Below are 14800 nucleotides of genomic sequence, written 5' to 3' on the forward strand. Positions count from 1 at the left end.
ACGTTATAGGCTACTAAAGCAATGCAGAAGAGAAACAAAGCAGCTTTTGGATAGCCTAGTACCGCTGCGCGGAAGTCAAAAGGAGCCAGTGCGTTGGGGAGACAGCGCCGTGGTGAGGCAGTCGCTCAGAGGGGGTTCCCCCCAAGAGGAACTGCCGAAAGGATTTCCCGACTTGAGGCGACTGTCGTCGGCTCTGCCGACAGCCAAGCAACTGGCTCTCAAAAGTGTTGTATTCCGGGCTTTCACGTCATTTTGAATGGTATGTTTATTTACGCCGTGTTGTACTAGCGTATTAATCTTGTAGCAGAGATTTTCTATCAAGACTTGAAACCTTATTTCAAAGCCATTTTTTCAGCTGATGCCTGGTGTGCTACGTGTACTGATGGATAGACTTTACAGACGACAAAGCGAATCTTATTAACTACTGTGGAGAAGAATAGATCGCGAGTGTACTGCGTTTTGGCACTACGAACAAAAATAGTTCATCAAAGATTTGGGTTTGGGGACATAATGCTTTCTCTAAAAGACCACGAACCATCACCGATACTGGACTCTCTTTCATAAAACGCTCAAGGGCTAGTCCAGATAATGTTACTCAATGCGATCACCTACGGTGGCCGGTTACGCCATTGCAAAAAGTTTTACTAAATAATTGTAATAATATTTAATATGAGTCTAGGTTGTCTAATTTAGATTAACTATTGCAGAGAAATTCTCTCAGACTGAGTAAAATGACAAATACAACGACGCAACTATTTTATAGATTAGTTACCCTAGAACTGAAGACTATGTTTTCAGTCCTGAGTTACTTCTGTATTTTGCCTCTGAGGCATACCAATTTAGACCACACCAAATCCTTCATTTAAGAGCTCCCACAAATCATAATGCCTGTGATTGAGAAGAAAAGAACTCGCGATCTGCCCCAAATTAACGAACGAATTCGCTTCCCGAAAATTCGGGTGATTGACACTGACGGTGCCCAACTGGGAATTATGCCCCCACAGGAAGCACTACAACTAGCAGAAGAAAAAGAGCTAGATTTAGTGCTAATCAGCGATAAAGCTGACCCGCCAGTTTGTCGAATTATGGACTACGGGAAATACAAGTTTGAACAGGAAAAAAAGGCGCGGGAAGCCCGGAAAAAGCAGCACACGGCTGATGTCAAAGAAGTTAAGATGCGCTACAAAATAGAAGAACACGACTACAACGTGCGTGTTAAGCAAGCAGAGCGCTTTTTGAAAGATGGCGATAAAGTCAAAGCGACTGTGATGTTCCGGGGTCGAGAAATTCAACACAGCGACCTAGCAGAAGATTTGCTCAAGCGAATGGCAACGGATTTGGAGCCTTTTGGTGAGCTTCAACAAGCGCCCAAAAAAGAAGGACGAAACATGATGATGCTCATCTCGCCTAAAAAATAATTCTCTAACTGTTTAATAGACCAAGTTTGAAAATCCGTTGACCTAAGCCGGAAGGTCGCCCTTCCGACTCGGCTACAAAACCGTACGTGAGAGTTTCCGCTCATCCGGCTCCTCTGCAAGTTGACTCTTGGCATGGGTACTAATTTGCGCTGTGGGGCTGCCTTGTCCTTGGTGTATCCGATCATGACAGTGACCATGAACGGCAGTCAAGTTTTCTTTCCGTCTGTTGCGGTAGTTTCCATAGATATGATGAATTTCTACACGGTCATCCGGGTGAAAATATAATCCACATTCGGCACATTTGCCTTTCTGCTTCCTGAGCGTCATTGCGACGGTCTGGGAAATTCCAGGGATGTACCTTTGCGCTGACTCCAGTATGTCCAGTTTCCGTCATAAGGTGAGGCGTTGCCTTTGACCTTGATGTATCGCTCTACCTTGATGTTGGCAATGACTATGCGATCGCAGTTAAAGCAAATCAAAAATACTTATATCGCCAAATTCGACATCATACGGAGAACTCCAAACCAACAAGTCGGTAGATCACAGTTGAAAAAACTCGAAACCGAGTCACAAAACGTACTGTAGAAGTTTTTCATGATTTAACGATCATTAGACTAGTTCCCGGTGCGAAACTCAGAAGGCTCATTCTATAAAGCCTAAAAACCTTGGTTTTAGTTCCTGGAAGTATCTTAAATCCGTATCCTTATTTTTTGGAAATTTAGTTTCGCACCGCGAACTAGACTATACGTATGGGTAACGCCCCTGCAAATATGTCGGTGATGCGAACGATGCCTTCAGCAAGGCTTCGCCAACGCACTCAATATTTTGCGCCGAAATGGTTATTCCTCCATCACCCAAGCCCAGAGATTTACCTCTAATGATATTGACAAACTCTTATCCTTTGTGCAATGAAACAGCCCTGCTTAGCAAGGGGGAGTTAGAGGGGGTGAGGAGGACTTGTGTGTACACCGTAGCCCCAAAGCATCGGGGAGGGGTTGAGGGTGGGGTGTTAGGGACTTTTGTAAGAGGTCTACTAAAGTCTTCACTACAAGCTATTGGTTTTGTGAGTATGAACTATTTACGCTTAAACAATATTACCAAACGCTTTGGGTCTTTTATTGCTAACGATAATATCAATCTCTCTGTTGCATCTGGAACTATTCATGCAATACTAGGAGAAAATGGTGCGGGTAAGAGTACTTTAATGAATATTATTAGTGGACTCTATCAACCCGATGCTGGTGAGATTTATCTCCAAGAAGAACCAATAAAAATTACCTCACCAAATGAGGCAATTAAATTAGGCATTGGCATGATTCACCAACACTTCATGCTTGTAGCAAAATTGACTGTTACAGAAAATATTATTTTAGGGACTGAGAAAAGTTGGCGGCTAAATCTCCAATATAAACAGCAAGAAATCGCCGCTTTATCTCAAGCTTATAAGTTAGAAATTGACCCCACTGCCAAAGTTGAAAATTTATCTGTTGGGGCACAACAACGGGTAGAAATTCTCAAAGTTCTCTACCGTCGAGCAAAATTGTTGATTCTTGATGAACCTACAGCAGTTTTGACACCACCAGAAGTAGAATCATTAATTGTTATCTTGCGCCAATTGGCAGCCGCAGGCAACACAATTATTTTTATCAGTCATAAATTAGAAGAGGTAATGAATCTCTGTGATTCAGTAACAGTTTTGCGCCAGGGAAAGGTAGTAGCAACAACATCAACTGAAGCGGCAACACCTCAGCAGTTAGCAACATTGATGGTAGGACGGGAAGTCGCTTTACAGTTAAATAAAAGTGCTAAGTTTCCAGGAGAAATTATCCTGTCTGTGCAAAATTTACAAGTTGCTGATCAAAGAAATATTCTTACTGTAAATAACGTCTCTTTTGAACTGCGGGCAGGAGAAATTTTAGGAATTGCTGGTGTCGATGGTAATGGACAGCGAGAATTAGCTGATGCCATCGCTCTTTTGCGGACTATTAAGCAAGGTAAAATTGAGTTTACGCCTAAGTATTCCTCAGTGGGCTACATCCCAGAAGATAGGCAGACAATGGGATTGGTGTTGCAATTTAGCATTGCCCAAAATTTGATTTTAAAAGCTTTTAAATATCTGCCATTTTGTCGGCGTTTTTTGTTACAACAAGAAGCGATCGCTAATCGTGCCCAAGCTGCAATGCAAGAGTTTGATATTCGGGCGAATGGGATTGATATCAAGGTAAGTCAGCTTTCGGGAGGAAATCAACAAAAAGTGGTGTTAGCGCGAGAATTGGCACAAGCACCAGCTTTAATTATCGCTATGCAACCCACAAGGGGGTTAGATGTTGGGGCGACAGTAGCCGTCCAGTCTCGAATATTAACAGAACGCGATCGCGGTGCCGGAATTTTGTATATTTCTACTGAGTTAGAAGAAGTGATGACAATGAGCGATCGCATTGCCGTAATCTACAGAGGTGAGTTTGTGGCTATTTTGGATGCACAGACAGCGAAAGTGGAAGAAATTGGTTTGTTGATGGCTGGAGGAACAAATAGGGAGTAAAATACTAAATCTTTTTGGAGTCTAATTACAATGGTATAAGATGAAAAAGTATTGAACTTTTCAAAGATATCAACACTGCTGATGAGCAACTCTGTATCTTTTCAGACAGTTATTGAATATGTAGAGGCTCTGTCAATCGAAGAGCAAGATTTACTACTTGAACTAATTTTTAAAAGACGCATTGAACAACGGCGTAAAGAAATTGCGACAAACGCTGCACAAACCCAGAAAGCAATTAGAACAGGTACAGCCAAGCATGGTACTCTTAAGGATCTGCGGGCTGATTTGTTAAGTGAAGGATGAGAGTTCTTGTTTGGGATAGTAGCTTTAAGCGTGCTTTTAAACGAGTTATTCGTAAAAATCCTCGCTTAGAAGAAACAATTTTTGAAGTTGTAGAATTACTCGTAAGTGATCCATTTGCACCTACTTTAAAATCACATAAGTTAAAAGGTGACTTAGAGGGTTTGTGGGCTTGTTGGTGTCGAGTATGATTGCCGTATTATTTACACGTTTCAGCCCAATCCTGATGAGGATGAAGATATGATCGTGCTAATTGATATTGGTACTCATGATGAGGTTTATTGAGAAATCCAGAGAAGGCGATCGCTTTAGGAAAGTTTCAAAATGCAATTTTCTATGTTTCCAGTTATGCCTCAGTACAAGCGTTCTATTGGGTTAGGCTTGTGCTGACATTAATTAATCGGATTCATCCTAGATTGCTGCCTATACTATCACCGCTCATTGCCATTACCTGCGCCCTGATCGTCGGTGCTATCCTCATGCTAATTGCTGGGGCAAATCCGATCACTGCATACAGCATCCTATTTCAAGAATCTCTCTCTACCTACTTTGGATTTGGTAACACCCTCACCAAAATGACACCGCTACTGTTCGCTAGTTTAGGCGTGTTAGTAGCATTGCGGGCTGGGCAATTTAATATCGGTGGAGAAGGACAAATTTATCTGGGTGCGTTGGGAAGTACTTTAATTGGGTTGTACGTGCAAGGATTACCTGCGGTGATTCATATCCCCTTAGCATTTTTAGCAGGATTTTTCTTTGGTGCAGTTTGGGGTTGGATTCCTGGTTATCTCAAAGCCATGCGCGGAGTGAATGAGGTGATTACTACATTATTGCTCAACTATATTGCCGTAAATTTAGTTAGCTACCTCGTACAAAATCCATTAATGGCGACAGGTGCGCCTAGTCCTTATTCGCCATTAATTGCCAAAACATCGCGTTTACCGATTATATTACCCCAAAGCCTCGCCCATGCTGGGATTTTATTCGGTTTAATTGTCGCAAGTATTTTATGGGTATTGTTAGTGCGATCGCCTCTAGGTTATCAAATTACGGCAGTAGGATTTAACCCGATTGCCGCCCGTTATGCCCACATATCTGTTGAACGTACCATTATGCTAGTGATGGCTGCTGCGGGTGGTTTAGCTGGGTTAGCTGGGAGTTGTGAGGTGATGGGGTTGAAATATCGGCTATTTGAACAAGTTTCTCCAGGTTATGGATTTGATGCCATTGCCATTGCTTTTTTAAGTCGTGGTAGTGTTGTCGGTGTAGTATTAACTTCTTTGTTTTTTGCAGCGCTTCGCAGTGGTGCGAATGTGATGCAGCGTAGTGCAGGTGTGTCGGTAACTGTAGTTTACGCGATTCAAGGGTTTATGGTGTTATTTATTGCTATCAGTTTTGCAGTGGAAAGAGAAATAAGAGTAAAAACGCAGAGGGACGCGAAGGTTTAACGCAGAGGAACACGGAAAAAACTTTGCGATTTGCGCTTCCCTCTGCAAACCTCTGCGTTAAAAAATATAGTCGTAGTCACAACCTTTAGGACATCATGACAAGCGTAAATGCTAGGAACAGTGATAGTTTTACCTCCTGCCTCCTGCCTTCTTCCTCCTGCCTCCTGCTATAACTTTATGAATAATCTCAACTTCTTCTCTGATTACTTAATAGCTACTTTGCGTCTAGCCGTCCCTCTAGCATTTGCAGCCCTTGGAGGATTGTACTCGGAACGTTCGGGGGTGTTAAATATCGCCTTAGAAGGAATGTTAATTACTGGTGCTTTTACTAGTGCTACGGCTACTTTATACACTGGTAATCCCTGGCTTGGTATCCTTGTATCCTTGATTGCTGGAGGATTAGTCGGACTACTCCATGCTGTTTTATGTGTAACTTTGCGTGTCGATCAATTAGTATCTGGGCTAGCAATTAATCTTGTCGCAGCTGGATTAACATCGTTTTTGGCCCGATTAGCGTTTAGTGGCAGTAGTACGCAGCAGTTACCTGGAATCGGGGCAATTATGATTCCTGGTTTAGCTAATATTCCGTTGATTGGGCCGCTACTATTTCAGTCAGATATTTTAGTATATTTCTTATTTATCTTAGTTCTTCTAACTACATACATTTTATTTAAAACTAGCTTTGGACTGACATTGCGGGCAGTGGGTGAATCTCCAAAAGCTGCTGACATAGCTGGAATTTCCGTATCATTTGTCCGTTATATCGCTGTGGTGATTGGTGGCACTCTTGCGAGTTTAGGAGGTGCTTATTTAGCCTTGGTACAGGTAAGATTTTTTGCCGAAGGGATGAGTGCTGGTAAAGGATTTATTGCGATCGCAGCATTAATTTTTGGCAGATGGCATCCTATAGGTAGTGCTTTGGCTTGTTTGCTATTTGGGGCTACAGAAGCTTTACAACTGCGAATTCAGGCATTAGGGGCAAATATCCCTTACCAATTTTTAGTCATGCTACCTTATGCGATCGCTTTATTAGCATTAGTGGGTAAATTGGGGAAATCTACACCCCCGAAAGCTTTAGGTACTCCCTACTTTGGAGAAAATCACCACTCAGACTAATGGTGTTCGCAATAGCAGAGTAGAGATAGCTGTACATACGTGTCAATTTAAGCTTAAACGCCTCGTTTTACGTTTTACCCCACCCTAACCCTCCCCGTATGTATTGGGGAGCCACTGTGTTGGGCGGGCAATGCCCGACTTGTTCGCGCAGCGTCTGCCCTTGGGAGAAGCAAGTGGCGTGAGGGAACTAGATTTCTTTTTTCCCCCTTTCCAAGGGGGATTAAGGGGGGTAACTTAACTTGTGTGTACACGGTAGTTGCTGAGGGGAGGGGAAGTTTTGGCTTTAGACAAAAATGGGGTGACGCGGATAGCGATGGTAAGTGAGTAGACAAGCTAATCAGGGAAAAGCAAATTGGGCGTTAGCACAGCTAGCAAAATCAGCACATAATACAATAGCTAGTGTCCAGCAAAAGCCACTCATGCCGCAAAATAACCAAACCGCCGTCGAATTTCGTGATGTCACCTTTAGCCGCAACCATCGCTCATTGGTGTCAAATCTCAATTTCACCATCCGCCAAGGAGAAGCACTGGTATTACTTGGGCGCAGTGGTAGCGGCAAAACCACGACAATGAAGTTAATTAATCGCTTATTTACACCTACACAAGGCGAAGTTTTATTTAATGGCATTCCCACAACTCAATGGGATGAAATTAAACTGCGACGAAAAATTGGTTACGTCATTCAAGAAATTGGTTTATTTCCCCATTTCACTGTCGAACGCAATGTGGGTTTAGTCCCATCTTTAGAAGGTTGGCAACCAAAACAAATTAAAATGCGGGTTTATGAATTGTTGCAATTGGTAGGCTTAGAACCAACACAATTTGCGGGACGTTATCCGCACGAACTTTCGGGAGGACAAAGACAAAGAGTTGGTGTAGCCAGGGCTTTAGCAGCAGATCCGCCAGTGTTGTTGATGGATGAACCATTTGGCGCACTCGATCCAATTACGCGGCTAGAACTGCAACAAGAGTTTCGACATTTGCAGCAAGAGTTAGGTAAAACTGTTGTGTTTGTCACCCACGATATTCAAGAAGCCTTGGTGTTGGCATCGAGAATTGGTTTAATGTCTGGCGGAGAATTGATAGTATTGGGGACGAGAGATGAATTTATGCGATCGCAACATCCAGAAAGCCTCGCCTTTCTCCAATGTCTGCGTTCCCTGCAAGATACTTTATGAAAAATTTCTTCCTCGTTAAGTATGCCCCAGAAATTCTTCAGCATACTCTAGAACACTTATTTTTAGTAAGCATTGCAATTGGAATTGCCATACTTGTAGGCATTCCATTAGGTATTTTAATTACACGTAAAACCTATCTCCGTCAACCAATTCTTGGCATAGCGAATATTTTCCAAACTATTCCTAGTTTGGCGCTGTTTGGCTTACTCATTCCTATTCCCATAATTGGCGGCATTGGTGCAGTACCAGCAATTGTTGCCCTGACTGTATATTCTTTGCTGCCGATAATTCGTAATACTTACACAGGTATTGCTAGCATCGATCCAGCGATTCGAGAAGCTGGGAGAGGCATGGGAATGACAGATAGACAATTGTTATTGCAAGTTGAGATTCCCTTAGCGATGGGAGTAATTTTGGCAGGAGTGCGAGTCGCAACGGTAATTGCCATAGGTATTGCAACTATTGCCGCAGCCATTGGTGCTGGTGGTTTGGGAGTGTTTATTTTTCGCGGCATATCAGTAGTAAACGATCAGTTAATTTTAGCTGGTGCAGTTCCGGCGGCAGTAATTGCATTACTAGCTGACTTTGCAATTGGTTGGATGGAGAATAAATTAAAAATTAAAAATTAATGAAAAGATTTTTCATGCTTTGCTTGTTAACTTTTGCCTTGTTATTGTTAACCGTTAGTTGTACGCCGAATTTAAATAGTAATAACGATGCTAATATTATCGTTGCTTCCAAAGATTTTACCGAACAAGATATTTTAGGTGAACTTCTAGCCCAGCAAATTGAGGCAACAACTAATTTAAAAGTGGAGCGCCGTTTCCGTTTGGGTGGTTCTTTCATTTGTCACAGTGCTATTACTTCTGGAAAAATTGATGCATATATTGAGTACACGGGTACATCTTTTACTGGGATTTTAAAGCAAAAAGCAGTTAATGATCCTAAAGAAGTTTATCAGAAGTTAAAACAACTTTATGCCCAGCAATTTAATTTGGAAGTGATGCCAAGCTTGGGTTTTGAAAACACTTTTGCGATGATTATCCGGGGTGAAGATGCCAAGCGTAACAATATCCAAACTCTCTCTCAAGTTTCTCAATATACACCTCATTGGCGCGGCGGTTTTGGCTATGAATTTTTGGAAAGGGAAGATGGTTTTCCAGGATTAGCTAAAACCTACGGGTTATTTTTTGCTAAACCTCCCCAAATTATGGACTTGGGTTTAGTATATCGTGCTCTGATTCAAAAACAAGTAGATATGGTGGCGGGTAGTTCCACAGATGGGCAGATTTCTCGCTTAGATGTAGTAGTACTAAAAGATGATAAAAAATATTTTCCACCTTATGAAGCTGCACCAATTGTTCGACAAGAAACTTTAAAAAAATATCCCGAATTAAGAACAGCGATCGCATCACTTGCCGGAAAGATTTCGGCAGATGAAATGCGACATTTAAACTATTTAGTTGAGGGAGAATTACGTAATGTTAAAGATGTTGTCCAGGAGTTTCGGAAATCGAAGGGATTAGGTTTATCTCAAGGATAAGTATAGCAGTCGAACTACTACTCTTGTTCATGCAAATAGTTCCTTAACCACCTAATGACTTCACTTGTTGTTTGCTCATTGGCCATTTGGAGACATTGCTGTACAATTTCTCCGACGTTAAGAAAGTAGCTGCTTTCTGTAATTACATAACTTTCTGCCTGCAACCGATAAATTAACAATCGATTACTCTTTAATATCCAAATTTCTGGCACTCTATAGGGCAAGTAATCATTAATATCGGTGTAGCTTGTCACATCTATTTCAATTGCTAAATCTGGTGGTGGATCTGATTCCCAATCAATTCTTTTTTTTCCTACTACTGCTCTGCAATTTTCAATGTAAAAGCAAAAATCTGGTTCAATGCCACTAATTTCTGGCAAGCTCATGGTAATAGGCGTAAATGATTCGTACGCGCGGTTTAAATGATCCAGCAAAACCTTAGCAATATCTGCCAACAAACTCGCATCTCTTCCATGCTCTGGGAGGGGTGCCATCAGTAAAATTTCTCCTGTGCGATATTTAATCCGAGGCGAGGAGCGATCGCCTAGTTGCTGACTCAATACTTGATAGTCTTTCCAATCTCCCAAAAGCTTCAACAGCGCGCCAGGTGGTAACTGGATTCTATCTTGTGTAATTACAGTATCCATAATTAGCTCACATTTGAGATATTAGCGTAGACGCGTTCGCGCAGCGTCTCGTAGAGAAGCGGCTTGTCGCCAGACATCGCATTACATCGAGGATAAGATTAAACAACCACAAAATTGTTGTTCGTGAGTGACAACCCAGGAGATAATCCGGCAAATTGTACCTGAGTAAATGCGCCTGCACTACCATCAGAGTCAAAGAACAATGCACCTGTAGTGGAGTTATAAATAAATCGCTGGCTGCTAGTAGTTGCAGATTCTCCAAGTGTAAACTGATTTGCCTGAAGTACACCTGCTGATAAACCGCCACCAAAACCAGCAGCCGACACTTGAATTATTTCATTAGGTTCATTAATCGCACCGAAGTCACGTATCAAATCGAGACCTTCATCAAAACTATTAAAAACAAAAGTATCAGTACCACCTTCTCCAAACAGCCGATCATTACCCTTGCCACCGATGAGGATAGCATCGCCACTGCCACCTCTGAGGGTATCATCTCCATTGCCACCTTCGAGGGTGTTATTACCAATGGCACCAGAGGTTATCAGCGAATCATTACCATCGCCCCCATCTAAGATGTTGGCACTTGAACCGTAAATCTCCAATGTATCGTCACCAACACCACCGATGAGGGTGTTATTACCTGAGGTATTATTGGCTGTCAGAGAATCATTACCATTGCCCCCATCTAATAGATTATCGTCTGCTGAACCGTAAATATCCAATATATCGTTACCAGCACCACCGTTGAGGGTGTTATCGCCAGAGGCGCTACTTCCAATGTAATTTCCGAATTCGTCGTAAATATTACTCCGGGCTTGTAAAGAATCATTGCCATCGCCTCCATTGAGGAGGTGATTCCCTTTTGAAAAACTAATATCCAATAAATCTTCACCAGCGCCGCCATCTATTGTATCGTTACCATTGCCTGGGCGGAGCGTATCATTACCATTGCTTCCCAAAAGATAATCATCGTAGTTTGTACCTGTGATATTCAATTGTTCGATATTCTTGTAGCTAAACACTGTTGTGTCCGCCGTTGTCGAAATTTCTGTAATGTTAGTAGTCGGATCAAAAGTCGAAGTAATTCCGGTGGTAGCACTGCTATAACTCAAAGACAAGGTGTCGTTACCTGTTCCCCCGTCTACTGTTTGAGTCACTGATGTAGATAGGGAGTAGAAATTTAAAGAATCATCGCCATTCCCGCCATTGACGGTATTATTGCCATCGCCACCATCGAGAGTATCATTGCCATCGCCACCGTTGAGAGTATCATTGCCATTGCTACCCCTCAAAATGTCATTGCCACTTAAGCCTTCAATAATGTCATCACCTCCTTGACCATTGATCACATCATTGGAATTGTCAAATCCACTAACATTGTTATCGAGGTCGTTTAGGAAGGTGACTGTGTTTTTTTTAAAGACAGTGCTTTGGGTGGAGTTGGCATCGAAAACATCAAAGCTGTCGGTGAGCGTAGTTTGCCCATAAAACAGAATATTGCCCAAATCTACAGTGGCTCCAGTAGATAAGCTTAGGTTATCCAAGTTTTCCAGGGCAAAGTTTTCCAGGATAAATCTGGTATTACCATACCCTTGAAAGCTGATTGACAAACTTGTGCCATTCTGGGTGAGGAGCAAATTGTCGGCAGTGAAGCCACTATTGTCCTGAAATATCAGAGTATCCACTTTGGCTATGACTGCTGCTGTGGGGTTTGTTCCTTTACCTACTCCAGTAAAATCGGCGATTGTATGAGTGCCATTATTAATCGTGTCGTTACTTAAGCCTTTGTAAACAAATTTATCCTTACCACCGCCGCCTGTAAGACTATCCTTACCACCACCGCCTGTAAGGCTATCATCACCATTACCACCGTTGAGGGTGTTATTACCAGTGGCACCAGAAGCTGTTAGAGTATCATTGCCATCGCCCCCAGAAAGGAGGTTCTTGCCAGATGAGCGGGAGTCGAAGTAGGAGTCAGTATATCGGTAAATATAGCCAGAAATATCTAGAAAATCATTGCCATCGCCACCATTAAGCAGGTTATCGCCATTTGAACCACTAGCGCTTAAGGTATCATCACCAGCACCACCATTGAGGGTGTTATCGCCATCTGAGCGAGAGTTAGACGCTGTATACTCCTCACTACTTTCAAACCCAGAGATGGAGAGAGAATCATTGCCATCGCCCCCATCTAAGAGGTTATTACCTAATGAACCGCTAGCATTTAAAGTATCATCACCAGCACCACCGTTGAGGGTATTATTGCCTAAAGAACGATCGTTGTATTCTGGTGCGTAGGTGTTGTATTCGTCGCTGCCAGAGGTGGAGAGAAAATCATTGCCATCGCCACCATTAAGCAGATTATTACTTGAGGGTGAGTCAGCATACAAAGTATCATCACCAACACCACCATTGAGGGTATTATTGCCCGCGCCACCCCTCAATATGTCATTGCCACTTAAACCTTCAATAATGTCATTACCTCCCTGACCATTAATGACATCATTGGAATTGTCAAATCCACTTACATTGTTGTCGAGTTCGTTTAAAAATGTGACTGTGTTTTTTCTAAAAACAGTGCTTTGGGTGGAGTTGGCATCGAATACATCAAAGCTATCGATGATCGTAGTTTGCCCATAAAACAGAATATTGCCCAAATCTACGCTGGCTCCAGTGGATAAGCTTAGGTTATCAAGGTTGGACAGGGCAAAGTTTTCCAGGATGAATTTGTATTTACCAAACCCTTGAAAGCTGATTTCCAGATTATTGCCATTCTGGGTAAAGAGCAAGTTTTGGGCAGTAAAACCACTATTGTTCTGGAAACTTAGGGTATCCACTTCGGTAATGACTGCTGCTGTTGGGTTTGTTCCTTTACCTACCCCATCGAAATCGGTAATCGTATTAATATAGTTTGAGTCGCTGTCAAAAAATATATCGTTGCCACCGCCACCAGTTAGGGTGTCATAGTGATCGTAGTAATCTAAAGTGCCCCGTAGGGTGTCGTTATCGCTGGTTCCAATAATAATTGCCATAAGTTTTTCCTGATTGAATCGATTTTTAGAGTAACTTTAGTTGTCAATAATCGAGTTAGTGCTGTTTGAGCGCACAAATAATGTACCAAAAGTTGAAGCTTTCAGGAAACTTTATTCACTCTTTAGATAGAGTTGCAAATTGTTCATTAAAGATTTCCCTTTAATTCACCTGGAAACATTACTTATCCCAGTATTGAGGATTATTTAAGTCTTAGGCACTACACAAAATTTAGTTGGTTTGTCAATGCATAAGTTTTACCCTGTTCAAAGAAGGGAACACTTGAGACAGCATAAAACAGGAAATCTTTATGCATTTGTTGTCGGCAATCGCCCTTGAATTTCTATCTAGAAAATAGGAAACATCAAAATAACCCAACAATAACTAAATACCGAATATTTACTTAGATGTCTATCTTTTCCAAAAATCTTTGCATACTCTTTATATTTATAATCGTTCAAGTGGGGAGGGGTAAGAGAGTATTGGTGTCAACTTTAATGTGAAAGCCAGCCTAGAACCAGCTTTTAGATATTGTCTCGTTGTCTGGTTTGTCTCGTTCCCCGTCGGAGACTGGAAATGCCGTCCTAGAGGCTCCGCCTCAAGATTTGCGGCTCTGCTGCAATGATGTGCATTTCCAGCCAGAGGATGGAAACGAGATTTGAAAAGGGTTTTAGCTTAAGTTTTAGCTTAATTAGATATTGGTGATCGCATTACATCGAGGATAAGCGATCGCAGGATTCATAAATTTAATTAACAAATTATTAAATTAAAGGCTTTTGCTTACAAATACAAAGCCACGGCTCTTCTTTGATGAGGGATCATTTGTCAGCATTGCTTTCCATAAATCTGTTGTTTTTACCCACACTGGTGGATATTTGTAACGAGAAACATCAAGAATTAAAAATCTATCTGTTTGCTCATTATATGCTGCTACAGGGGAAATATGTCCGCCTTTCTCTTGACCAATTTCTCTGCGTAAATAGTTTACTAAAATAAAGTTTTGCGGTTGTTTTAAATTTTCTGCTGCTTGTTTGCGGAACTGCTCTAAAGTAGTATCGGCAGCGTGGTAAACGTTAACTTTAACGCCATAGCTAGCTAGAAATTGACCTAACTGATCTAGAGTCATACCTTCGCGAGACACAGCTTCAGGAGTTAGGACTTTTTTGGTATTATCATTGCTAAAAAAGTTTTCTTGAGTAAATACTCGATATGGCTTGTACTGCGGTGCTTCTGGTGCTGGAATTTTTAGACTATTCAGTACCATAACCATACTAGCAACACCACAATATGCCTGATTATTTTGAGTGATGAATTGCATACTCAGTGGAAAAAAATCTTCTTTTGATTTACTCTCAACTAAAAATCTTTCACCTTCAGGGGTATTAAAACCTATTAAGTTAGAGGAAAGCGGTAATGTTTGAGAGAGAACGCTTCCACTAGATATACATAATCCAATGGTTAAAGCTTTGAAAAATGTTTTACTTATTTTTTGTAACATAGCATTTATAAGTACTGTAAAATTTTCAAATCAGATCGTATTAATAATCTCACACCAAGATGCTAAATAAGTATAAA

16 protein-coding genes are annotated in these 14800 nt (G+C 41.6%); 10 read left to right on the plus strand and 6 right to left on the minus strand.

All coding sequences use genetic code 11. The features are described 5' to 3' along the window. Window positions 1-93 precede the first annotated feature (93 nt). The gene (locus V7K56_RS01590; protein WP_334906946.1) at window positions 94-288 is read left to right on the plus strand and encodes a hypothetical protein; all 195 of its coding nucleotides are present in this window, start codon (window positions 94-96) and stop codon (window positions 286-288) included. A gap of 133 nt (window positions 289-421) precedes the next feature. On the opposite strand, the gene V7K56_RS01595 is transcribed toward V7K56_RS01590, so the two are convergent. Then, a complete protein-coding gene (locus tag V7K56_RS01595; RefSeq protein WP_334906948.1) occupies window positions 422-562 on the minus strand; it encodes a hypothetical protein in 141 nt (46 codons plus the stop codon). A 322-nt stretch (window positions 563-884) separates the two neighbouring features. Between V7K56_RS01595 and infC the strand changes: the two genes are divergently transcribed. Then, window positions 885-1418 carry a translation initiation factor IF-3 gene (gene infC, locus V7K56_RS01600; protein ID WP_012412604.1) on the plus strand — a complete coding sequence of 178 codons (534 nt, stop codon included), beginning with the start codon at window positions 885-887 and terminating at the stop codon, window positions 1416-1418. Between the two features lie 72 nt (window positions 1419-1490). Here the strand turns inward: infC and V7K56_RS01605 are convergent, their stop codons facing one another. Together V7K56_RS01605 and V7K56_RS01610 are read right to left on the minus strand one after the other, a co-directional pair. After that, a complete protein-coding gene (locus V7K56_RS01605) occupies window positions 1491-1745 on the minus strand; it encodes an HNH endonuclease (RefSeq protein WP_334906950.1) in 255 nt (84 codons plus the stop codon). Continuing rightward, window positions 1742-1897 carry a hypothetical protein gene (locus V7K56_RS01610; protein WP_334906952.1) on the minus strand — a complete coding sequence of 52 codons (156 nt, stop codon included), beginning with the start codon at window positions 1895-1897 and terminating at the stop codon, window positions 1742-1744. Before V7K56_RS01610 ends, V7K56_RS01605 begins: the two co-directional genes overlap by 4 nt. 590 nt (window positions 1898-2487) lie before the next feature. On the opposite strand from V7K56_RS01610, the gene V7K56_RS01615 reads away from it, so the two are divergent. The 8 genes from V7K56_RS01615 (at window position 2488) to V7K56_RS01650 (ending at window position 9545) form a co-directional block, all read left to right on the plus strand. After that, window positions 2488-3960 carry an ABC transporter ATP-binding protein gene (locus V7K56_RS01615; RefSeq protein ID WP_334907008.1) on the plus strand — a complete coding sequence of 491 codons (1473 nt, stop codon included), beginning with the start codon at window positions 2488-2490 and terminating at the stop codon, window positions 3958-3960. An 81-nt stretch (window positions 3961-4041) separates the two neighbouring features. Beyond that, a complete protein-coding gene (locus V7K56_RS01620) occupies window positions 4042-4263 on the plus strand; it encodes a hypothetical protein (protein WP_334906954.1) in 222 nt (73 codons plus the stop codon). Continuing rightward, on the plus strand, window positions 4260-4451 hold the full coding sequence (locus tag V7K56_RS01625; RefSeq protein WP_334906956.1) for a type II toxin-antitoxin system RelE/ParE family toxin: 192 nt from the start codon (window positions 4260-4262) through the stop codon (window positions 4449-4451). Before V7K56_RS01620 ends, V7K56_RS01625 begins: the two co-directional genes overlap by 4 nt. 192 nt (window positions 4452-4643) lie before the next feature. Further along, the gene (locus V7K56_RS01630; RefSeq protein ID WP_334907010.1) at window positions 4644-5708 is read left to right on the plus strand and encodes an ABC transporter permease; all 1065 of its coding nucleotides are present in this window, start codon (window positions 4644-4646) and stop codon (window positions 5706-5708) included. Window positions 5709-5885: 177 nt separating this feature from the next. Continuing rightward, window positions 5886-6824: an ABC transporter permease gene (locus V7K56_RS01635; RefSeq protein WP_334906958.1), complete on the plus strand. Its 939-nt coding sequence runs from the start codon at window positions 5886-5888 to the stop codon at window positions 6822-6824. 419 nt (window positions 6825-7243) lie between these two features. Further along, window positions 7244-8002 carry an ATP-binding cassette domain-containing protein gene (locus tag V7K56_RS01640; RefSeq protein WP_334907012.1) on the plus strand — a complete coding sequence of 253 codons (759 nt, stop codon included), beginning with the start codon at window positions 7244-7246 and terminating at the stop codon, window positions 8000-8002. Then, window positions 7999-8631: an ABC transporter permease gene (locus V7K56_RS01645; protein ID WP_334906960.1), complete on the plus strand. Its 633-nt coding sequence runs from the start codon at window positions 7999-8001 to the stop codon at window positions 8629-8631. The genes V7K56_RS01640 and V7K56_RS01645 overlap by 4 nt, the downstream gene beginning before the upstream one ends. Further along, window positions 8631-9545: a glycine betaine ABC transporter substrate-binding protein gene (locus tag V7K56_RS01650; RefSeq protein ID WP_334906962.1), complete on the plus strand. Its 915-nt coding sequence runs from the start codon at window positions 8631-8633 to the stop codon at window positions 9543-9545. The genes V7K56_RS01645 and V7K56_RS01650 overlap by 1 nt, the downstream gene beginning before the upstream one ends. Before the next feature lie 17 nt (window positions 9546-9562). On the opposite strand, the gene V7K56_RS01655 is transcribed toward V7K56_RS01650, so the two are convergent. The 3 genes from V7K56_RS01655 to V7K56_RS01665 form a co-directional block, all read right to left on the minus strand. Beyond that, window positions 9563-10192 carry a Uma2 family endonuclease gene (locus tag V7K56_RS01655; RefSeq protein ID WP_334906964.1) on the minus strand — a complete coding sequence of 210 codons (630 nt, stop codon included), beginning with the start codon at window positions 10190-10192 and terminating at the stop codon, window positions 9563-9565. Between the two features lie 98 nt (window positions 10193-10290). After that, on the minus strand, window positions 10291-13227 hold the full coding sequence (locus V7K56_RS01660; protein ID WP_334906966.1) for a beta strand repeat-containing protein: 2937 nt from the start codon (window positions 13225-13227) through the stop codon (window positions 10291-10293). Between the two features lie 764 nt (window positions 13228-13991). Continuing rightward, window positions 13992-14723 carry a phytochelatin synthase family protein gene (locus tag V7K56_RS01665; RefSeq protein ID WP_334906968.1) on the minus strand — a complete coding sequence of 244 codons (732 nt, stop codon included), beginning with the start codon at window positions 14721-14723 and terminating at the stop codon, window positions 13992-13994. Window positions 14724-14800 lie beyond the last annotated feature (77 nt).

The organism is Nostoc sp. (assembly GCF_036917535.1).
Classification (GTDB): Bacteria; Cyanobacteriota; Cyanobacteriia; order Cyanobacteriales; family Nostocaceae; genus Nostoc.